Annotated in this window: 18 protein-coding genes; 5 read left to right on the top strand and 13 right to left on the bottom strand. The window is 75.5% G+C overall.

Translation table 11 applies throughout. The features are described 5' to 3' along the window. Positions 1 to 5 precede the first annotated feature (5 nt). Complete coding sequence (locus tag ACF1AK_RS13145) at positions 6 to 593, bottom strand: TetR/AcrR family transcriptional regulator (RefSeq protein WP_391498871.1); 588 nt, start codon at positions 591 to 593, stop codon at positions 6 to 8. 248 nt (positions 594 to 841) lie between these two features. Here ACF1AK_RS13145 and ACF1AK_RS13140 point away from each other — a divergent pair, with 248 nt between their 5' ends. Next, the gene (locus ACF1AK_RS13140) at positions 842 to 1,834 is read left to right on the top strand and encodes an aldo/keto reductase (RefSeq protein WP_391498870.1); all 993 of its coding nucleotides are present in this window, start codon (positions 842 to 844) and stop codon (positions 1,832 to 1,834) included. 144 nt (positions 1,835 to 1,978) lie between these two features. Beyond that, a complete protein-coding gene (locus ACF1AK_RS13135) occupies positions 1,979 to 2,149 on the top strand; it encodes a hypothetical protein (RefSeq protein WP_391498869.1) in 171 nt (56 codons plus the stop codon). Here the strand turns inward: ACF1AK_RS13135 and ACF1AK_RS13130 are convergent. From ACF1AK_RS13130 to ACF1AK_RS13105, 6 genes are all read right to left on the bottom strand, one after another. Further along, on the bottom strand, positions 2,120 to 3,196 hold the full coding sequence (locus ACF1AK_RS13130; RefSeq protein WP_391498868.1) for an LLM class flavin-dependent oxidoreductase: 1,077 nt from the start codon (positions 3,194 to 3,196) through the stop codon (positions 2,120 to 2,122). The two genes, ACF1AK_RS13135 and ACF1AK_RS13130, sit on opposite strands and share 30 nt — an antisense overlap. A gap of 3 nt (positions 3,197 to 3,199) precedes the next feature. Next, positions 3,200 to 4,132 (bottom strand): ABC transporter substrate-binding protein, encoded by a 933-nt coding sequence (locus tag ACF1AK_RS13125; RefSeq protein WP_391498867.1) that lies wholly within the window; start codon positions 4,130 to 4,132, stop codon positions 3,200 to 3,202. Positions 4,133 to 4,182: 50 nt separating this feature from the next. Further along, the gene (locus ACF1AK_RS13120; RefSeq protein ID WP_391498866.1) at positions 4,183 to 4,920 is read right to left on the bottom strand and encodes an ABC transporter ATP-binding protein; all 738 of its coding nucleotides are present in this window, start codon (positions 4,918 to 4,920) and stop codon (positions 4,183 to 4,185) included. After that, positions 4,917 to 5,723, bottom strand: coding sequence for an ABC transporter permease (locus tag ACF1AK_RS13115; RefSeq protein WP_391499060.1), 807 nt, complete (start codon positions 5,721 to 5,723; stop codon positions 4,917 to 4,919). Before ACF1AK_RS13115 ends, ACF1AK_RS13120 begins: the two co-directional genes overlap by 4 nt. A gap of 146 nt (positions 5,724 to 5,869) precedes the next feature. Further along, positions 5,870 to 6,889, bottom strand: coding sequence for an NrtA/SsuA/CpmA family ABC transporter substrate-binding protein (locus tag ACF1AK_RS13110; protein WP_391498865.1), 1,020 nt, complete (start codon positions 6,887 to 6,889; stop codon positions 5,870 to 5,872). 129 nt (positions 6,890 to 7,018) lie between these two features. Beyond that, the gene (locus tag ACF1AK_RS13105) at positions 7,019 to 8,086 is read right to left on the bottom strand and encodes an ABC transporter substrate-binding protein (protein ID WP_391498864.1); all 1,068 of its coding nucleotides are present in this window, start codon (positions 8,084 to 8,086) and stop codon (positions 7,019 to 7,021) included. A gap of 400 nt (positions 8,087 to 8,486) precedes the next feature. Here ACF1AK_RS13105 and ACF1AK_RS13100 point away from each other — a divergent pair, with 400 nt between their 5' ends. Continuing rightward, complete coding sequence (locus ACF1AK_RS13100; RefSeq protein WP_391498863.1) at positions 8,487 to 9,269, top strand: IclR family transcriptional regulator; 783 nt, start codon at positions 8,487 to 8,489, stop codon at positions 9,267 to 9,269. A gap of 81 nt (positions 9,270 to 9,350) precedes the next feature. Here ACF1AK_RS13100 and ACF1AK_RS13095 read toward each other — a convergent pair whose 3' ends face one another. The 6 genes from ACF1AK_RS13095 to ACF1AK_RS13070 form a co-directional block, all read right to left on the bottom strand. Continuing rightward, positions 9,351 to 10,163 carry a winged helix-turn-helix domain-containing protein gene (locus ACF1AK_RS13095; protein WP_391498862.1) on the bottom strand — a complete coding sequence of 271 codons (813 nt, stop codon included), beginning with the start codon at positions 10,161 to 10,163 and terminating at the stop codon, positions 9,351 to 9,353. Between the two features lie 551 nt (positions 10,164 to 10,714). Next, positions 10,715 to 10,843: a hypothetical protein gene (locus ACF1AK_RS13090; RefSeq protein ID WP_380297305.1), complete on the bottom strand. Its 129-nt coding sequence runs from the start codon at positions 10,841 to 10,843 to the stop codon at positions 10,715 to 10,717. 263 nt (positions 10,844 to 11,106) lie between these two features. Next, positions 11,107 to 11,775 carry an ATP/GTP-binding protein gene (locus ACF1AK_RS13085; protein ID WP_391498861.1) on the bottom strand — a complete coding sequence of 223 codons (669 nt, stop codon included), beginning with the start codon at positions 11,773 to 11,775 and terminating at the stop codon, positions 11,107 to 11,109. Next, positions 11,756 to 12,085 (bottom strand): DUF742 domain-containing protein, encoded by a 330-nt coding sequence (locus ACF1AK_RS13080; protein WP_391499059.1) that lies wholly within the window; start codon positions 12,083 to 12,085, stop codon positions 11,756 to 11,758. The genes ACF1AK_RS13085 and ACF1AK_RS13080 overlap by 20 nt, the downstream gene beginning before the upstream one ends. Before the next feature lie 221 nt (positions 12,086 to 12,306). Next, positions 12,307 to 12,726 carry a roadblock/LC7 domain-containing protein gene (locus ACF1AK_RS13075; protein ID WP_380297310.1) on the bottom strand — a complete coding sequence of 140 codons (420 nt, stop codon included), beginning with the start codon at positions 12,724 to 12,726 and terminating at the stop codon, positions 12,307 to 12,309. Beyond that, on the bottom strand, positions 12,723 to 15,647 hold the full coding sequence (locus tag ACF1AK_RS13070) for a nitrate- and nitrite sensing domain-containing protein (RefSeq protein WP_391498860.1): 2,925 nt from the start codon (positions 15,645 to 15,647) through the stop codon (positions 12,723 to 12,725). Before ACF1AK_RS13070 ends, ACF1AK_RS13075 begins: the two co-directional genes overlap by 4 nt. A 493-nt stretch (positions 15,648 to 16,140) precedes the next feature. Between ACF1AK_RS13070 and ACF1AK_RS13065 the strand changes: the two genes are divergently transcribed. Beyond that, a complete protein-coding gene (locus ACF1AK_RS13065; protein ID WP_391498859.1) occupies positions 16,141 to 18,048 on the top strand; it encodes an AMP-dependent synthetase/ligase in 1,908 nt (635 codons plus the stop codon). A gap of 214 nt (positions 18,049 to 18,262) precedes the next feature. Further along, positions 18,263 to 19,423, top strand: a complete 1,161-nt coding sequence (locus ACF1AK_RS13060; RefSeq protein WP_391498858.1) for a polysaccharide deacetylase family protein — start codon at positions 18,263 to 18,265, stop codon at positions 19,421 to 19,423. The last annotated feature ends 79 nt before the right edge of the window (positions 19,424 to 19,502 follow it).

Here is a 19,502-nt window from a genome sequence, read left to right as displayed (position 1 = left end):
CTCCCTCAGGAGGACGGACCGGCGGCCCGGCCGGGGCGGTGGGCGGCGAGCAGGGCGAGCGCGCCGCGCACGGCCCGCTCGAAGGGCTCGGCGCTGTCCGCGGCCCGGGCGAGCACGTAGCCGCCCTGCACGACCGCGACCACGGCGGCGGCGAGGTCGGCGGGATCGGCGTCCGGGCGCAGGTCACCGGCCCGCTGGCCGTCGGCGATCACCTCGGCGATCCGGCCGCGCAGCCAGTCGAAGGTCTCCTCCACGGGCGCGCGCAGCCGGGGGTCGGCGACCACCTCCGGGTCCTGCGCCATCCGGCCGATCCGGCAGCCGCGCAGGGCGTCGCGCTCGCGCCGCAGGTAGGCGGCCACCCGGTCGTGGGCGCTGCCGGGGCCGGCGAGGTCGGCCTCGGCGACGGCACGCATCTGCTCGGCGCTGCGGCGCAGTGCGGCGGCCGCGAGGTCCGGCTTCCCGTCGAAGTGGTGGTACATGCTGCCCTGGCCGACGCCGGCGCGCTGCTGGATGGCCTTGGGGCTGGTGCCGACGTAGCCGCGCTCCCAGAGGAGTTCCTGGGTGCTCTCGATGAGGCGGTCCTGGGTTGCCATGCCGGTCACTGTACCCAGGGGTACAGAAAATGTACATACCAGTAGGTACAGAGCCTGCGGTGACCGGCCGCGGCCGGTCACCGCGACCGGTCACCACGGCGCCCCGGGGAAGCCGTGAGGCCGTGGGCCGCCCCCCGGCGGTCCACGGCCCTGTGTGGTCGTCGTCCCCTCCCGCGCCGTGCGGCACTCCTCGGCGGACCGTGGCACGGATCACCCCCGGAGGGCCGCGGGCTGGCAGGATGGTCGCCATGACCTACCTCGCCGCGGATGACCGCTATGCCTCGATGACCTACCGCCGGGCCGGGCGCAGTGGCGTGCTGCTCCCCGCCGTCTCGCTGGGCCTGTGGCACAACTTCGGTGACGCCCAGCCGCTCGACGTCCAGCGGGCGGTGCTGCGCCGCGCCTTCGACCGGGGTGTCACCCACTTCGACCTGGCCAACAACTACGGCCCGCCGTACGGCAGCGCGGAGCGCAACTTCGGCCACCTCTTCGCGCAGGACTTCCGCCCGTACCGGGACGAGCTGTTCATCGCCTCCAAGGCCGGCTACGACATGTGGCCCGGCCCGTACGGCGAGGGCGGCAGCCGCAAGTACCTGACGGCCAGCCTGGACCAGTCGCTGGGCCGGATGGGCCTCGACTACGTGGACGTCTTCTACTCGCACCGCTACGACCCGCAGACCCCGCTCGACGAGACCATGGGCGCCCTGGACGCGGCGGTCCGGGCGGGCAAGGCGCTGTACGCGGGCATCTCCAACTACCCGGCGGAGCAGCACCGGGAGGCGGTGGCGATCCTGCGCGAGCTGGGCACGCCGGTCCTGATGAACCAGTGTGCGTACTCCGTCCTCAACCGCTACGTCGAGGACGAGGGCGTGCTGGACGCGGTCGCCGAGACGCAGACCAGCCTGATCGCCTACTCCCCGCTGGCGCAGGGCCTGCTGACCGACCGCTACCTGTCGGGGCAGGTGCCGGCCGGGTCGCGGATGTCGATCGGCAAGTTCCTGCGCGAGGAGGCGCTCACCGAGGCGAAGCTGGAGCAGCTGCGGGCGCTGGACAAGGTGGCGGAGCGGCGCGGGCAGAGCCTGGCGCAGCTGGCGCTGAGCTGGGTGCTGCGGGACCCCCGGGTGGTGTCGGTGATCATCGGGGCGAGCAGCGTGGCGCAGCTGGACCAGAACCTCGACGCGCTGGCGGGCGGTCCGCTGAGCGCCGAGGAGCTGGCCGAGATCGACACCCTGAGCCGCTGAGCCGGTGACGCGGCGAGCCGGCGAGCCGCCGGTCCGGTGAGCCGCCGGGCATGCGGCGGTGCCCGGCCGGTCGGGGCGTGACCGGCCGGGCACCGCGCTCGTTGGACCGTCCGTACGCGTCCTTCGAGACCTCGGGAGCCCGCCGTGCGGACGTACCTCCTCCGGGCCGTCGCCCGGTTCGCCCGGCAGCTGGCGCTGACCTCGCCGCTGCCGTTCCCCGTCCTGCCCGGGGCCCAGCCCGGGTTCCCGCCCCCGGGCGTCCTGACGGGAGTCCTGCCGGGCGCCCTACCGCCGCTGGACGCCCAGCGCGGGTAGCACCGTCTCGGCGACCCGGTGGGCCTCCTCCAGCAGCGGGTTGCCGGAGAGGATGAAGGTGTCCACGCCGAGCGACTCGAACTCCTGGAGCCGTTCGATCACCTGGGCGGTCGAGCCGACCACGGCGGTGCCGGGGCCGGGGCGGAACAGGCTCATCCCGGGCCAGAGGTTGGGGTGCACCTCCAGCTCCCGTGCCCGCGCGGGCACCTTGCCGCCGTGCTGGCGGAACTGCCGCTGCCAGCCGACCCCGTCCTCGCCGCGCACCCCGCCGAGCTGACGGGCGTAGGTGGCCTCGCTGGTGACGTCGAGCAGCCGGTCGGCGGCGGCCCAGGCCTCGTCCTCGGTGTCTCGGACGATCAGGTGCAGCCGCAGCCCGATCCGCAGGCTGCGGCCGTGCGCGGCGGCCCGCGCGCGGACCAGGTCGAGCTTCTCCTTCAGCTGCTGCGGCGGCTCGCCCCAGGTTAGGTAGACGTCGACGTGCTCGGCGGCCATCTCGATGCCGGCCGGTGAACTGCCGCCGAACCACAGCGGGATGCCGCCCGGCTGGACCGGGGGGAGTTCGCGCAGGCTCGCCCCGGCGTTGCGCAGGTCGTAGAACTCGCCCTTGTGGTCGAAGACCTCACCGGCGGTGAGGCGCTTGACGATCGACCAGTACTCGGCGCTGAGCCGGTAGCGGTCGTCGTGCTCGACGTGCAGGCCGTACTCGCGCAGCTGTTCGGTGGAGCCGTTGACCACGTTGAAGCGCAGCCGTCCGCCGTGCAGGTGGTCGAAGCTGAGCGCCATCTTCGCCAGCAGGGTGGGCGAGACCAGCCCGGGGTGGACGGCCAGCAGCGGCTTGAACGCCGGGGTGGTGGCGGCGGCCAGGGCGTTGCCGAGGTCCCACACGTCGTAGAGGTCGGTCGCCAGCAGCGCGCCGGTGTAGCCCAGGCGCTCGACGCTGCCGGCGAGTTGCTGGAGGTAGCGCAGGTCGACCGGGCGGCGGCCGGCCGGCTCCCACGGGTAGTGGCCCTCGCGCGGGATGATGTACCAGAGGATCTCGGAGGCCATCGGTCAGACCGCCTCGGAGCCGGTGCCGGGCGCGGCGGCGGGCGCGACGGCGGCGGCCACCGGGGCCTCCAGCGCGGGCAGGTGGGCGTCGGCGACGGTCACCGCGCGGTCGATGAAGCCGACCCGGTGGAAGATGTCGGCCGCCTCCTGCTGCTCGGCGACGAACGCGGCCGTCGCCGGCTCCAGCCGCCACGGCAGCCCGGCCAGTGCGGTGTGCCAGTCCTCGGCAGTGCCGCCGAGGTCCTCGGCGGCGATCGCGGCGGCCTCGGGCAGGTGCGCGGCCACCCAGGCGTCCGCGCGGCGCAGGGCGGCGGCGATCGCGGCGACCACCTCGGGGCGCTCGGCCGCGAAGCCCCGGCGGGTGAAGAACACCGAGCGGTCGGTGATCACGTCACCGGTGCGGACCAGCTCGCGGAACCCGCCGTCGCGGCGGGCGGCGGCCAGCTCGGCGCCCTGGGCGATCCAGCCGGCGATCTCGCCCTCGCGCAGCCGCCGCGCCTGGTCCTCACCGGCGGCCGGGCGGACGGCGGTGACGTCCTCGGCGTAGGAGAGGCCCTCGGCGTGCAGGGCCTTGGCGAGCAGGTGGGTCTGCCAGGAGCCGATGGCGAGGACGACGGTGCCGCCCTTGAGGTCGGCGACGGTGTGCACCGGGCCGTCGGCGCGCACCAGCAGCGCGCCGTGGTCGGGGCGGGGCGCGGAGACCGCCGCGTAGACGAGGTCGTGCCCGGCGGCCTGGGCGGTGACCGGCGGGGTGGAGCCGGTGCCGCCGAAGTCGATGGTGCCGTCGGCGAGCAGTTCGCCGGTGCGGGTGCCGTCGCGGTAGTGGTGGAACGCGCCGCTCTCCCCGAGCGGGGCCAGCTCCTCGTCCAGGTAGGCGAGCCGGGAGAGGTAGTAGAGCGAGGGGTTGCTGGCGTGGACGCCGAGGGTGATGGTCACGGGGATCAGCTCCTGTGGTGCGGGCGGGGGTGGGGAAGGTCCGGGGTGGGTCAGTGGACGCCGAGATCGGCGAGCAGGCGCCGGCGCAGCTCGGCGAAGGCCGGGTCGGCCGGGTCGCGGGGGCGCTCGACGGCGACGCGCTCGTCGCGCACCAGCGCGCCGTCACGGAGCACCGCGACCCGGTCGGCGAGCCGCACGGCCTCGTCCACGTCGTGGGTGACCAGCAGGACGGCGGGCCGGTGGCGGCGGACGAGGTCGCCCACGAGGTCCTGCATGCGCAGCCGGGTCAGCGCGTCCAGGGCGGCGAACGGCTCGTCGAGCAATAGCAGTTGCGGCTCGCGGACGAGCGCCCGGGCGAGCGCGGCACGCTGCGCCTCGCCGCCGGAGAGGGTGGCCGGCCAGGCGTCGGCGTGCCGGTCGAGGCCGACCTCGGCGAGCGCCTTGAGCCCGGTCTCCCGGGTGGCGGCGCCGCGCGGCAGGCCGACGGTGACGTTGGCGAGCACCCGCTTGGAGGGAACCAGCCGGGGCTCCTGGAAGACCACCGTGCGCACCGGCGGCACCAGGACGGTGCCGGCGTCGGCCCGGTCCAGGGCGCCGAGGATCCGCAGCAGGGTGGTCTTCCCGGTGCCGCTGGCGCCGAGCAGGGCGACGAACTCGCCGCGGTCGATGTCGAGGTCGACGCCGTCGAGGACGGCCCGGGTGCCGAACACCCGGCGCAGGCCGCGCAGATGGACGGCCGGAACGGGGCCGGGAACGGTGTCGGGCGCGGGGGCGGTGGCGGTGCTCATCGGGTGGCTCCCTGGGTGGCCTTGCGCCAGGGCATCAGGAAGCGCTCCAGGAGGCGCACGATGCCGTCGGCGGTGAGTCCCAGCAGTCCGTAGACCAGGATGCAGACGGCGAGGACGTCGGTGCGGGAGTAGTTCTGGGCCTGGGCCATCAGGTAGCCGATGCCCTCGGTGGAGTTGATCTCCTCGGCGGCGATCAGCGCGATCACGCTGAGCGTCATGGACAGCCGCAGTCCGGACAGCAGCGCCGGCAGCGCGCCGGGCAGGACGACGGTGCGCACGATCGCCCAGCGGCCGAGGCCGAAGCTGCGCATGGCCTCGATGAGCTTGCGGTCGGTGTTGCGCACGCCGCCGGAGGTCGACACGTACATCGGGAAGCTGGTGGCGACGCCGATGAGGGCGACCTTGGCGGTCTCGGTGATGCCGAACCAGACCATGAACAGCGGGACGAGCGCGAGGAAGGGGACGGTGCGCAGCACCTGGACGGCGGAGTCCAGCAGCTCCTCGCCGAGGCGGAAGAAGCCGGTCACGACGCCGAGCACCAGCCCGGCGGTGGCGCCGATCAGCAGGCCGAGGCCGGCCCGGGTGAGCGAGACGGTGAGGGCGTCGGCGAGCTGGCCGTTGCCCCACAGTTCGCCGACCGCCTCGGCCACCTGGGCGGGCGAGGCCAGCACGTCCTGGGTGAGGGCGCCGGTGGCGGAGGCGAGGGCCCAGCCGCCGAGCAGGGCCAGCGGGCCGAGGGTGCGCAGGCCGAGGGCGAGCGCCCGGGGGCGCGGGGCCCGCAGGCGGGTGCGGGGCTCGACCAGGCCGGCCGCGCGGGCGGCGGCGGTGCCGCGGTCGGCGTCCGGCGCGGCGGTGCCAGCTCCGGCGGCGGTGCCGCGGTCGGCGGCGTCCGGTCCGGCGGCGTTCGGTCCGGCGTCCGCGGGGCCGCTCAACGGGTCGGTGGTGACGGTCACTTGGCACCCGACCCGAGCTTGTCGACGTCGATCAGGTAGGGCTTGACGTCGACCAGTTGCTTGGTGACCTTCTGGTCCGCGAAGAACGCGGCGACGGTGCCGAACCGGGTGATGTCGGCCTCGCCGATGGCGCCGACGGCCGAACCCTGCCGGGAGACCTCGATCGCGACGTCCTTCTCGGCGGGGGTGACGGCCGTCGGTCCGGAGTCGGTGAAGACGTTGAGGTAGGCGGCCGGGTCGGCCTTCTCCTTGAGCCCGTTCTCGCGCAGGTAGTCGTAGAAGGCCCTGACCACCTCGGGGTGCTTGTCGGCGAAGCCGTTGCGGACGGCCCAGACGGCGTAGTTGTCGGAGCCGACCTCCTTGCCGTTGACCAGGAAGTGGGAGCCGGAGTTGGCGATCGACGGGGTGGAGAAGGTGTTCCAGGTGGCCCAGGCGTCGACCTGGCCGGAGTTGAAGACGCCCGAGGTCTGGTCGGCCCGCAGGTAGACCCGCTCGACCTTGTCCGCCGGGACGCCGTTCTTCTCCAGCGCCTTCAGCAGCAGGTACTCGCTGGTGCCGCCCTGGCTGACGGCGACCTTGCGGCCGACGAGGTCCTGGACGCTCTTGATCGGCGAGTCGTTCTTCACCAGGATCCCCTCGCCGACGCCGTCGGGGGCGGTCTGGGCGAACAGCTTGAAGCCGGGCTTCTGGGCGAGCGCGGCGACGGCGGAGGTGATCGAGCCCTGGGCGACGTCGAGCTGGTCGGCGGAGAGCGCCTGGGCGGCGGGGGCGAACGGACCGGCGCTGCCGGTCCAGGCCACCTTGGCGTGGACGGCGCCCAGCGCCCGGTCGAGCGAGCCGTCCTTCTTGCCGAGGGCGAGGAAGCCGTTGTTGCCGGGGTCGGGCACCCGGAGGACCACCTCGGACTTGCCGTCGGCGGCGGAGTTCCCGGCGCCGTCGGCGGACGAGCCGCAGGCGGCCAGGGCGGTGGTGGCGAGCAGGGCGGCGGCGGCGAGGGCGAGGCGGGAGGGGTTCACGGGTCGACTTCCTGAGAGGGGGCGAGGTCGGGTCGGGGGCGTCGGCGAGTTCGGGGGACGCCGACGGGGGGCGGGGGGCGCCGGCGGGGGCGGGCCGGCCGGCGGAGGGCTTCGGGGACCGGTGGGCCGTCAGCCGCCGTGCGTCCGCCCTTCGGCGCGGCGGGCGGCGAGGAGGGCACGGGCGGCACGGAGCGGCTCGGGGTCGGCCCAGGAGGGGACGTCGACCGGACCGGCCAGGAACCCGTGCCGCTCCAGGAACCGGTTCTGCTGCTCCAGGAGGGCCAGCCGCTCCTCGGAGAGGTCGAGGTGCAGGGTGCGGTGGCCGCCGCGGGCGTAGGCGCCGGCGACGCCCTCCTCCCCCGCGCCCGTCTCGGCGCTCAGGATGCGGGCGACCTCCTCCGGGCGTTCGGCGGCCCAGTCGGCCGCCTCCAGCAGGACGGCGAGGAAGCGGGCGACCAGGTCCGGGTGCTCGTCCAGCAGCTGCTGGTGGACGGTGATCGGCCGGGGCGTGCCGTTGTTCACCCGGGCGCGGCGGTCCGGCGCCGCGTCCAGCTCGACGGCGACCTCCGCGCCGATCCGCCGGGCCGCCTCGACCGCGAGCGCGCCCTTCACGTAGACCGCGTCCACCACGCCGTCGCGCAGCGCGGCCAGTTCCGCGGCCCACTGGCCGCCGTCCGGCGCGGCCGGCACGTCCACCAGCTCGGCGTCGTCCAGGGTGAGGCCGGCGAGCGAGAGCGCTCCGTGCAGCCCGGCCAGCGCCATCGCCCGCCAGAAGTCGATCGCGATCCCATGTCGTGGGACGGCGAGCCTGCGGCCGCGCAGCTGCCCGGGACCGGTGATGCCGCTGCCGGCCCGGACCAGGACGACCTGCCGCTCCTCGATCCAGGTGAGCCCGATCAGCCTGGTCCGCTCGCCGCGCGAACGGGCCCAGAGCGCCGGCACGTTGCCGCCCTCGCGGAACAGTCCGGTCAGGGCGTGGGTGTAGTGGTGGTCGGCGGCCACCTCCGGCGGCACGTCCTGGAGCGAGCGGACGGCGATGCCGTCGGCGGCGAACTCCCGGCCCAGCCAGCCCCGGTCGGCCGCGATGCCGGTCGCGGTGGGGACGGGGCAGCGGGTGAACCAGAGGGTGTCGGGCGCCTCGGGGGCGGTCGCGGTCGGAGCCGCGGCGGCGGCGGTGGGGCGGTCGTGGCTGGGCACGGTGGGCTGGTCCTCTGCGGCAGGGTGCGCGCGGCTGCGGCGGGGCGCGGCGCGGCACGGGTCACCAGGCGTGGCGGGGCGTGGAGTTGCGTAGGGTGGTCGACGCGGACGGGAGCGGCGCGTCAGCGACAACAGGCGCAGGGGGCGGGGCACCGGCGGTACGTCACGGCGCTGCTCCTTCCTGCGGTCGGCGCGCGGTGGACGGGACTCGTCCGATGCGCTGTGCCGAGCGTTCCACGACGAGCGGCCAATGGACAAGGGTTTGCCACATCATGGGATCGGTTGTTCATGAACGGCATCCTTTTGCAACGCCGTTGACACATTCCCGCAGCACCCGCTGCCATAGTCTGGGAGCAACTCCGGTGAACCGGCCGGAGCCGAGAACAGAACGAGAGGTGCCATGGCCGAGGCCGCCACCGCCGCCCAGGGACCGCCGGCCGGCGCCCAGGCCGTCCAGCGGGCCCTCGGGCTGCTGCACTGCTTCCACGACAACGGCCCCGACCTGAGCGCCTCGGACCTGGCCCGCCGGATGGCCCTGTCGGTCTCCACCGCGCACCGGCTGGCCCGCACCCTGGTCAGCGCCGGCTTCCTGGAGCAGGACGAGCAGACGGCCCGCTACCGGCTCGGCCCGGCCGTCGCCGAGCTGGGCCAACTCTCCTTCCACCAACGGGGCCTGCACCTGGCCGCACCCGAGCTCGACCTGCTGTCGCGGCGCACCGGCGCCGCCGCCGACCTGGCGATCCGCAGCGGCCCCCACGCGGTGATCCTGGTCGGCGCCTCGGTCCGCCCGGACACCGGGCTCGGACTGCGCCGGCCCCTGCACTCCACCGCGCTCGGAAAGGTGCTGCTGGCCTGGCCGCGCCCCGGCGACGCGGGCGTCTCGACCCTGGGTCCGCTGCCGCCGTTCACCGACCGGACCATCACCGAACCGGTGCGCCTGGACGAGGAGTTGGAGAAGGTCCGGACGGCCGGCTACGCGCTCAACGACGGCGAGTCGGCGGCCGGGGTGCGCACGGTGGCGGTCCCGGTGCTGGACGGTGCCGGACAGGCCCGGTTCGCGCTCGCCGTCCGCTCGACGCCCGCCCACCTCACCGACGAGCGGCTGGACTGGTTCCTCGGCCACGCGCGCTCCTGCGCCGGCGCGCTCGCCGTCCTGCTGCTGCCGCCGGACCAGCGGATCTGAGGGCGCGTCACTCGCGCGCGGGCCGGCAAAGCCCGCGGGGCCGGGCGTTCGGAGGAACGCCCGGCCCCGCAGCGAAACCGATCAGGCGACCGGGGTGTACTTGTAGCCGACCCGTCGGACCGTCACGATGCTGTCCCGGTACGCCACGCCGAGCTTGCGGCGCAGCCGGGCCACGTGCACGTCCACCGTGCGGCCGTCGCCGACGTGGCCGTAGCCCCAGACGGCGGAGACCAGGTGGTCACGGGTGTGCACCCGCTGCGGGTGCTCGGTCAGGTGGGCGAGCAGCTCGAACTCCAGGTAGGTGAGGTCGAGCAGCCGCCCGTCCACGTAGGCGTTGCGGCGCTCCACGTCGACGGTGATGCCGCGGCCGGCGGGCCGCACGGGACGCACGTGGCTCCCGGCCGCGGACGGCGCGGTGGCGGAGGAGGCAGCGGACACCGGCGCGGCGGCGGACGGGCCGGAGGCGAAGGGCGCGGAGCCGAAGGGGGCGGAGGCCGGGGCCTGGGCCTGGGCACCGATGGACGCGACCGGGAAGCCGGCCGGCGCGGCGCCGCCCTCGGCCGGGACCAGCACCAGGTAGCCGACCATCGGCTGCCCCGCCGAGGCGCCGAACTGCGCCCCGTACTGGGCGAGCAGGGCCTGCGGCAGCGAGCCCTGCGGGAGCGCGGCGACCACCGCCGCGCCCTCGGGCAGCGCCGCGAGCAGCGCCTGCGGCGGGAGCGAGGGCACGACCGGGGCCTGGCCGGGGGCCTGTGCGGGCACGGACGGGCCGGCCGTCACGGGCGGGACGGGCCCGCCGTGGCGGCGGTCGGGGTTCGGGGAGACGGAGCGGACCGCGCGCAGGTGCGGGGTCGCGGAGGGAAGGGGAAGGGTGGCGGTGGAGGTGGAGGACATGATGCCGCTCATTTCGCGCGTGACGGACGGGGTGGAGTCGTCTGCGCGTCGACCGGGCGTGCTGCCGAGGACTGACCCGAGGTCAGCGGAAGGAGTGCCGGGACGCGCTGGGCGACCCCGGACACGTCTGATCGAACAGGTGCGGCTGCCGGGACGTCCAGAACGGCTCAAGGTCGGGGTACCGACCTCTGCTTCCGTCCACGGCGTGGTTCCCGCGCCCATCCGGCCAGGTGGCCCCCGTCGCGCACCGCATCGCCCGTGTCGCCCCGGCCGTCCCCGCGGCGGCGCGGAGAACGGCGCCGACGGTGACGGTGGTGGCGGTGGCCGGGTGGAGGGTGGTGCTGGCGAGGTTCACTGGTGCTCTCCGCGAAGCGGGCAGGGACGACGGCGGCCCGCCGGACGGCTGTCCGGAGGTACCGGGTCGACGGTGCGAGGGGCCGTCGCCTTCCGCCGGACCCGGTGGGGCGGTCCGGAGGGGCCGAACCGGCCGGGAGGGCTCCCGGGACGGCGGACGGCGGCGACGGTGAGGTGGTCGGCGAAGGGTGGCGACGTCAGCGACAGCAGGCGCTGCAGATCAGCGCGTGGTCGATGTACCGCCGGACGGTCAGCGCCGGGGTGACCGGGGCGGGAAGGACCAGGGCGGCGGACACGGCCGCGGCACGTCGCTGCTCGGCGTTCACGGTGCGGCCCTCCCCCCTCTGGTCCCGGTGCGCCGGCACGTCCCTGTGGCGTGCTGCGACGCACGTGCCGGACACCTTCGGTGCGCGGCACGTTCGAGGCACCCCGGCGGCTGGCCGGGCGGCCTTCTTCCCAGAGCCTTCCACGCCGGGCCGGTCAAGGCAACCTGCCGCGCTGGAATCGTCCGGCATGTGAACACCGGAATGAGACGCTGACGCGGCGCCACCCGCCGTGGAGGGCACCGGCGCAGCCGCGCCGCGGCCCCTCAGACCGCCGCCGGGGCGCTCCGGCGGCGGGCCGCCGCGTGCTCGACCAACGCCACCAGCAGCTCCTTGCCGTCCTCGCGCAGGCGGGCGTCGCAGAGCACCACCGGGATCCCCGGGTCCAGGTCGAGCGCGTCCCGGACCTCCTCGGGCGCGAAGACCTCGCTGCCCTCGAAGCAGTTCACGGCCACCAGGAACGGGATGCCGCGCTGCTCGAAGAAGTCCACCGAGGGGAAGCAGTCCGCCAGCCGCCGGGTGTCGGCGAGCACCACCGCGCCGAGCGCGCCCCGGGCCAGCTCGTCCCAGACGAACCAGAACCGGTCCTGGCCGGGCGTGCCGAACAGGTAGAGGGCGAGCCCGGGCCGCAGGTCGATCCGGCCGAAGTCCATCGCCACGGTGGTGGTGCGCTTGGCCTCCACGCCCGCGGTGTCGTCCACCGGGCGGCCCAGCTCGCTGAGCTCCTCCTCGGTGCGCAGCGGGCGGATCTCGCTGACCGAGCCGACCAGGGTGGTCTTCCCCGCGCCGAAGCCGCCGGCGACCAGGATCTTCACCGCGACCGCCGGGCCGCCCCGCCAGCGCGGGTCGTTGGCCCGGTCGCCGGCGGCCGGCGCCGGGGCGGCCGGCGCCGGGGCGGACGCGGTCGCGGGGAGGTCAGAGCGCACGGAGTCCATTGATCACGTCTCGCAGCAGGCGCTCGTCCGGCAGCTCGGCGAGCGGAACGGGTCGGGTGACGCTGATCAGGTCGGCGTCGTAGAGGTCGCCGAGCAGGACGCGCACGACGCTGACCGGCAGGTCGGTGTAGGAGCCGAGCTCGGCCACGGAGATCGGCTCCCGGCGGCACCAGGCCAGGATGGTCTGGTGTTCCGGGTCGAGCACGTGCGCGGGCACGGCCCCCGTGGCCGGCGCGGGGTCCTTGGCGGTGATCAGCGAGATCAGGTCGAACAGGCCGTCCTCGACCGGCCGGGTGCGGCCGCGGGTCATCGAGTACAGCCGCACCACCGGGCCGGCGTCGTCGTCGAACCAGCGGTCGTCGACCGGGGTCCGCGGCTGGAACAGGTCGAGCCCGGGCTCGTCCCCGTCCGGGCCGGCCGGCTCCCGCTCGTCCGGCCCCGGGCCGTCCGGTCCCGGGCCCGGCCCCGAGACCGGGGCCTGGTCCGGATCCGGCGGCACCGGTGTCGGTTCCTCGTCCGCCATCGGACCGCTCATCTCCCGGGCGGGGCCACGTCGGCGCGCGGCTCGGCGGCCAGGTGCTCGCCGACCCGCTTGACCAGCAGGGCCATCTCGTAGGCGATCTGGCCGATGTCCGCCTCGGCCTCGCTCAGCACCGCCAGGCAACTGCCGTCACCGGCGGCGGTGATGAACAGGAAGGCCTCGTCCAGCTCGACCATGGTCTGGCGCACGCCACCGACCTTGAAGTGCCCGCCGGCACCCTTGGCCAGGCTGTGGAAGCCCGCCGCGACGGCGGCCAGGTGCTCGGCGTCCTCGCGGTCGAGGTCGCGGGAGGCGCCGGTGGCCAGGCCGTCGCTGGAGAGGATCACCGCATGCCGCAGGGCGGCGACGCGTCCCACCAGGTCGTCCAGGAGCCAGTTGAGGTCTCCGGGCGACTGCGTCGTAGTGGTCATGAATCTGTTCCTTCCGCTGGTGCGGGTGGTGCGTGTCCTGCGTGTGGTGCGTGTCCTGCGTGCGGTGCGGGTCCTGCGTGCGGTGCGGGTCGAACGGGTCGTGCCGGTGGTGCGGGTGGTGCGGTGCCTTCGGTCGGCCCGTCGGACAACGGACCGGCGGGTGCGCCCGGTTCCGCCGTGACGCGCGGAGCCCGGACGAGCCTGGTCGGCGGCGGTACGGGCGCGCGGCGGGCCAGCGGCGCCGGCTCGCCGCCGGACGGGCCGGGCAGCGCCGCCGGGGCGGGCGCCGGGCTGATCGCGCGGCGCCCGGGGTCCGGCGGCTGCCAGCCGGGCGCGGGCCGCGGCGACGGTGCCGGCCGCGGCGACGCTGCGGGGGCGGCCGGGGTGCCGGTGGCGCCCCGGCCGCGGGTGAAGCCGCGCTGGAACGAGGCGAAGGTGGCCCGGGCCTCCTCGGGCGAACGCTCACGGGCCGCCTCGGCACCGTCCGGGCCCGTACCGGCCGGGGCGGCGGCAGCGCTCTCCGCCGTCCGCTCGCGCAACTGCGGGGCGAGGCTCGCCTGCCGGACGCGGCGCGGCAGGCCGCCCGGGGAGACGGCCTCGGCCGGCGCCCCGTCACGCGGTGCCGCGTCACCCGGCGGGACGGTGGGCGCGGGGGCCCCGGCCACGGCGTCCGCCCCGGCCGCGCCCCGCTCCCCGGCACGCCGGTGCCGGCCGGTACCCGGCTCGGCGGGCTCGCCGCCCGGCGCCGGGACGAGCACCGGCCCGCCGGTGCCCCGCGCCCGGCGCGGCAGTCCGCCGGGCGTGCGCGCGGGTTCGGGCGCCGAGGGGCGCGGCCCGCCGCTGCTCCGGTGCCGTCCGCCCTCCCCGTGGGCGCCGTTCGCCGGGGACGCGCCGTTCGCCGGGGTCGCGCCGTTCGTCCCGCCGGGCGCGGGCACCGCGACGAGGTCACGCCGGCCCGCCGCCGCCCGCCGTCCCCCGGCCGCGGCCGCACCGGAGCCCGCACCGGGCGGCTCCGGCAGCCCGTCCGGGGCCTCCGCCAGCAGCTCGCGCGGTATCAGCACCACCGCCGTGGTCCCCCCGTACGGCGAGGGCCGCAGGTGCACCCGGATGCCGTGCCGCCGGGCCAGCCGGCTGACCACGAACAGCCCCAGCCGGTCGGTGTCCGCGAGGTCGAACTCCTGCTCCACGGCGAGGCGTTCGTTGATCCCGGCGAGGGCCTGCTCGCTCAGCCCGAGCCCCCGGTCGTCGATCTCCAGCGCGAAGCCGTGCGCCACCACCTCGCCCTGGACGGTGACCTGGGTGGCCGGCGGGGAGTAGACCGCCGCGTTCTCGACCAGTTCGGCGACCAGGTGGGTGACGTCCGCGACCGCGCTGCCGAGCAGCCCGGTGCCGGGGAACGGCCGGACGATCACCCGGGCGTAGTCCTCGACCTCGCCGACCGCCGCGCGCACCACGTCCACCATCCGCACCGGCTTGCGCCAGGCCCGGCCCGGCGAGCCGCCGGCCAGGATGATCAGGCCCTCGGCGTGCCGGCGCATGCGAGTGGTGAGGTGGTCGACCTTGAAGAGGTCCTCCAGCTCCGCCGGGTCCTCGGTGCGCCGCTCCATGGTGTCGAGCAGGGTCAGCTGGCGGTGCAGCAGCACCTGGCTGCGCCGGGCCAGGTTGACGAAGACCGCGGAGACGCCGCGCCGCAGCTCGGCCTGTTCGACGGCGGCCTCGACGGCGGCCCGCTGCACGGCGTTGATCGCCCGTCCGACCTGGCCGATCTCGGCCGGGCCGAACTCCAGCTCGGGGGCCTCGGCGGCGACGTCCACCGCCTCGCCCTTGCGCAGCCGCAGCATCACCGAGGGCAGGCGGGTCCCGGCCAGCTCGTTGGCGGCGTTGCGCAGGCCGATCAGCTCGCGGACCAGGCCGCGGCCGATCCGGTAGGAGATCAGGACCGAGAGCACCACGGCGACCAGGCCGATCACACCGGCGATCCCGCCGCGCCAGAGCAGTCCGACCGCGTACGAGTGGTCGCGGTCGTCGATGGTGCCGGCCAGCCGGGTGTTGATCGCCGCGAGGTCGCCGAGCGCGTGGTCGGCGGTCCGCCGCCAGTCGCTGCCGTTGATCGCCTGGACGACGCGTTCGGGGCCGCCCGCGCCGACGAAGTCCGCCTCGGCCCGGGCGAGCGAGGCCCAGGCCTCGCCGCCGCGCAGGGCGATGTAGTCGGCCTGGTCGACCGGGTCCAGTTCGGCGATGTAGACGGTGAACAGGGCCTGCTGGTTGTGCAGGGCGTCGAGCGCCACCTGGTACTGCTCGGCGGTCGGGCGGCCGGGCGCGGTGCGCAGCCCCTCCATGGCCGCGTCCTCCTGGGAGAGGTACTCGCGGGCGCGCACCAGCTCGGTCAGGATGGTGCCCTGCCGCGGCAGCTGGCCGCTCTGGCGGGCGACGAAGGCGGACCGGAAGCCGAAGGTGGGCTTGACCAGGTCGGTGTACTGGGCGAGCGCGAACTCCCAGTTGAGCGCGGCGCGGCCGACCTGGGCGCGCAGCGGGGGGAGCTGGTCGGCGGCGGCGAGGATCTGCAGCAGGCGGCCGCGCTGGGCCTCGTCGAGCCGGCCGCCGCCGGTGTCCTTCTTCTGCCGCAGCACGGCGAGGTCCCGGTCGGTGACGGCCTGGGCCTGTTCGAGGGCGTCCCGGGCGGCGCGCGAGGCCGGGTCGGCCAGCCGCATGACGGCGGCCCGGCGCTCGTTCTGCAGGTCGTGCGCGTACTGGTCGACCGGGGTGCCGAACTCCTTGTACGTCCTGCTGAGGTCCAGCCGGCTCCAGACGTCCCCGGCGGTGGTGAGCGTCGCGTACGCCCAGAGGGCGGCGAGGGCGACGATGGGCACCAGGAGCAGCGCGATGATCTTCGCGCGGATCGAGCTGCTGCGCAGACGCATGGAGTCCTCGGTCGGGAAGTGCCAGGCGCGGACGGGGTGCGGGCGGCGGGGTCGGTGGGGGCGTGGTTCGGCGCGGACGGGGTGCGGGCTGGTACGGACCAGGTGCCGGTCCGGGGGTGGTTCCGCAGGCCGGGCCGGGAGACCCGGCCGCGGGTCTGCGAGACTCTACTACGCCCTGACCACTCGTTCGAGGGTCGAACCCGGCCTCTCTTCGCCCCGGACCGGATCGTGTCCGGATCGGCACCAAGATCACCGGTTTGGCGCCGCCACCGCGTCGCCGCGAGGCCGCCGCCGGGCCGTCCCCGCGCCGTCTCCACGGGGCTTCCGTGCCGCTTCCGCACCGCTTCCGTGCCGCTGACCGGCGGCGGACGGCCGTTCCACGGCACTTTGCGCACGACCCGGTGCCGATCTCGTCGCGTCACGGTCACAACCCTGGGCAGTCGGCACGCCATCCGATAGTTTCGCTCCACATGCAGGACTGATCGGGGGGATCGTGCGCGAGTTCACCACCCCCGCCCCGGCCGGACCGCCGGCCGCCGGCGGACTGGCCGACTCGCTCTACGACACCGCCGAACGCTCACCCGGCCTGGTCCAGTTGACCCGCCCCGACGGGGGCGCCCGGCACAACGGCCGGCACCGCGCCGACGGGAGCGGGCGTCCGGACCCCGCCGGGGGCAGGTGGCAGGACGCCGCCGGGAGCGGCTGGCAGGACGTCACCGCGGCCGGCTTCCGCGACGAGGTGCTCGCCCTCGCCAAGGGCCTGCTCACCCGCGGCGTGCGCTACGGCGACCGGGTCGCGCTGATGTGCCGCACCCGCTACGAGTGGACGCTGTTCGACTACGCGCTCTGGTCGATCGGCGCGATCTCCGTCCCCGTCTACCCCACCGCCGCACCCGAGCAGGTCCGCTGGATCCTCGCCGAGACCCAGGCGACGGCCTGCCTGGTCGAGGACGAGGACCACGCGATGACGGTCGGCGCGGTCTGCGACGCGTTACCCGACCTGACCGGCATCTGGCAGCTGGACCGGGGCTGCGTCGCCGCGATCGTCGAGGACGGGCACGGGGTCCCCGACTCCCTGGTCCACCGCCAGCGGCTCGGCGTCACCGCCGACACCGTCGCCACCGTCGTCTACACCTCCGGCACCACCGGACGCCCCAAGGGCTGTCCGATCACCCACGGCGCCCTGGCCACCGCCGCCGACGCGCTGCTCGACTGCTGGGGCGAGGCGCTGCGCGACACCGGCGGCCACCAGCCCTCCACTGTGCTGTTCCTGCCGCTGGCGCACGTCTACGGGCGGATGGTGCAGATCGCGGCGGTGCGCGCCGGCTTCCGGCTCGGCCACGTCTCCGAGGTGTCCACCGACGCCCTGCTGCCCGCGCTCGCCGCGCTGCGCCCGACCTTCCTGCTCGTCGTCCCGTACGTGCTCGACAAGGTGTTCCAGCAGGCCCGGCGCTCCGCCGAGGAGGCCGGGCGCGGCGAACTGTTCGACCAGGCCCGGCAGGTGGCCGTGGACTGGGCCACCGCCCGCGAGCTGCGGGTGTTCGGGCGCGGCCCCGGCCCCGGCACCGCACTGCGGCTGCGCCACCTCGCCTACGAGCGGACCGTCTACCACCGGCTGCGCGCCGCGTTCGGCGGCCGGCTGCGGGCGCTGATGTGCGGGGGCTCGACGCTGGAGCGCGGCCTCGGCCTCTTCTTCACCGGGATCGGCTTCCAGCTGTACACGGGGTACGGGCTCACCGAGACCTCGGCCGCGATCACCGGCAACCCGCCCGGGCGGGCGAAGGCCGGGACGGTCGGCCGGCCGGTGCCCGGCGCCACGGTGGCGATCGCCGACGACGGCGAGGTGTGGGTGCGCGGCCCTGGCGTCTTCGGCGGCTACCTCAACCACCCGCGCTGCACCGAGGAGTCGCTGTTCGACGGCTGGTTCGGCACCGGCGACCTCGGCAGTCTGGACGAGGACGGCTACCTGACCATCACCGGCCGCAAGAAGGACCTCATCGTCACCAGCAGCGGCAAGAACCTCGCCCCGGCCGCCCTGGAGCTGCGGGTCGAGACGCACCCGCTGGTCTCGCAGTGCCTGGTGGTGGGCGACGACCGTCCTTACGTGGCCGCGCTGATCACCCTCGACCCGGCGGCGCTGGCGCACTGGCTGAAACGGCGCGGACGCGGGCAGGCGGACCCGTGGGCGGTGCTCACCGACGAGGAGCTCCACGCCGAGATCCAGCGGGCCGTGGCGGCCGCCAACACCGCCGTCTCGCGGGCCGAGTCGATCCGCGCGTTCCGGCTGCTGCCCCGGGAGTTCGGGGTGGAGCAGGGGCTCATGACGCCCTCGCTGAAGCTGCGGCGGGCGGCGGTCGCGGAGTACTACGCGGCGGACATCGAGGATCTCTACGCCCCCTGACGGAGCGTCTCGTCCCGCTTTCGGCGCGGACGGTGGCGCCGACCGGGCCGCCACTCCTTGACGATCGGAGTGGTCCAGTCCATTGTTTTGGTCCGGTCGGAGTGCGGCCCGCCGACGGCTCCCGCCCCCTCCGGGAGCACCCCCACGAACACCCCCACCTCCCCTTCGCCGCGCGTCCGCCCCAACGGCCGCGTCCCCACGCAGGAGTCCCCACGTGTCCATCTCCTCGCGCATGCCCGCACGCCTGTCCGCGTTCGCCGCGACCGCCGCGCTGCTGGTGGCCGGTCTCGCCGGGCCCGCCTCGGCGGCGTCCGCGTCCTCGTCCTCGTCGGTGTCCGGCGCCGTTCCGACCGTCAACCTGGCCACCAACCCCGGGTTCGAGATCCCCGCCTCCTCGCTCGCCGACTGGGGCAGCGTGCCCGGCTGGCGCTGCTCCGGCGGGCCCGCCGAGGCCTCCGTCACCACCGCCGCCCCGCACGCGGGCACCTCCGCCCTGGCCGTCACCCCGGCGGGCGACGACTCCACCGGCGAGTGCACGCAGACCGTCTCGGTCCAGCCCGGCACCACCTACACCGCCTCCGCCTGGGTCCGCGGGAAGTTCGTCTTCCTCGGCGCCACCGAGGGCACCGACCGCCCGACCGCCCCCGACTGGACCGAGGACACCCACGGCGGCTGGCAGAAGCTCACCACCCGCTTCACCGCCGGCGCCGGCGCGACCACCGTCCGCCTCACCGTCCACGGCTGGTACCAGCAGGGCCCGTTCGCGGTCGACGACGTCCGGGTGGACGGCCCGGCCCCGGCCCCGGCGACCGCCGCCGCCTCGGTGCCGACCAGCGACAAGGTGGTCTTCTTCACCGTCGACGACGGCTGGCAGACCACCCCGGAGGCGGAGCGGTTCATCGCCGACCACCGGCTGCCGATCACCGCCTTCCCGCTGCCGATGGCCGCCGCCAACAACCCCGGCTACTTCCAGCGGGTCACCGCGGTGCCCGGCTCCTCCGTGCAGAACCACAGCGTCTCCCACCCGGACCTCACCAAGCTCTCGCCCGCCGAACAGCAGGTGGAGATCTGCGACGCCCGGGACTCGCTGACCCGCCAGTTCGGCACCGCGCCGACCGTGTTCCGCCCGCCGTACTTCGCCTGGAACGCCGACACCCTGCAGGCCGCCGCCAACTGCGGCATGCGCACCGTGCTCACCGCCGACGCGGACTTCAGCTGGGGCGCCTCCAACATCTGGCACGAGGGCACCCTGTCACCCGGGGACGTCGTGCTGATGCACTGGACCGACACCCTGGCCGGCGACCTCCAGCGCGCCCTGGCCGCCGCCGAGGTCGCCGGCCTCAAGCCCGCCGGCCTGGCGTCGTACCTGCGCTGACCCCGCGCCGCACCACCGCGCACTGCCACACACCGTCCTGCGCCGTCTGCACCGTCCTGCACCGCCTTGCGCCGCCGGT

It is taken from the genome of Kitasatospora sp. NPDC015120, from assembly GCF_043080305.1.
Lineage (GTDB): Bacteria > Actinomycetota > Actinomycetes > Streptomycetales > Streptomycetaceae > Kitasatospora.
This window is presented reverse-complemented; position numbering and strand designations above follow the sequence as displayed.

What these genes read in the sequence shown, in the direction of transcription:
- ACF1AK_RS13145 (WP_391498871.1), bottom strand. Translation starts at nt 593, where the DNA reads ATGGCAACCCAGGACCGCCTCATCGAGAGCACCCAGGAACTCCTCTGG.
- ACF1AK_RS13095 (WP_391498862.1), bottom strand. Translation starts at nt 10,163, where the DNA reads ATGTCCTCCACCTCCACCGCCACCCTTCCCCTTCCCTCCGCGACCCCG.
- ACF1AK_RS13085 (WP_391498861.1), bottom strand. Translation starts at nt 11,775, where the DNA reads ATGGACTCCGTGCGCTCTGACCTCCCCGCGACCGCGTCCGCCCCGGCG.
- ACF1AK_RS13075 (WP_380297310.1), bottom strand. Translation starts at nt 12,726, where the DNA reads ATGACCACTACGACGCAGTCGCCCGGAGACCTCAACTGGCTCCTGGAC.
- ACF1AK_RS13140 (WP_391498870.1), top strand. Translation starts at nt 842, where the DNA reads ATGACCTACCTCGCCGCGGATGACCGCTATGCCTCGATGACCTACCGC.
- ACF1AK_RS13130 (WP_391498868.1), bottom strand. Translation starts at nt 3,196, where the DNA reads ATGGCCTCCGAGATCCTCTGGTACATCATCCCGCGCGAGGGCCACTAC.
- ACF1AK_RS13100 (WP_391498863.1), top strand. Translation starts at nt 8,487, where the DNA reads ATGGCCGAGGCCGCCACCGCCGCCCAGGGACCGCCGGCCGGCGCCCAG.
- ACF1AK_RS13080 (WP_391499059.1), bottom strand. Translation starts at nt 12,085, where the DNA reads ATGACCCGCGGCCGCACCCGGCCGGTCGAGGACGGCCTGTTCGACCTG.
- ACF1AK_RS13070 (WP_391498860.1), bottom strand. Translation starts at nt 15,647, where the DNA reads ATGCGTCTGCGCAGCAGCTCGATCCGCGCGAAGATCATCGCGCTGCTC.
- ACF1AK_RS13120 (WP_391498866.1), bottom strand. Translation starts at nt 4,920, where the DNA reads ATGAGCACCGCCACCGCCCCCGCGCCCGACACCGTTCCCGGCCCCGTT.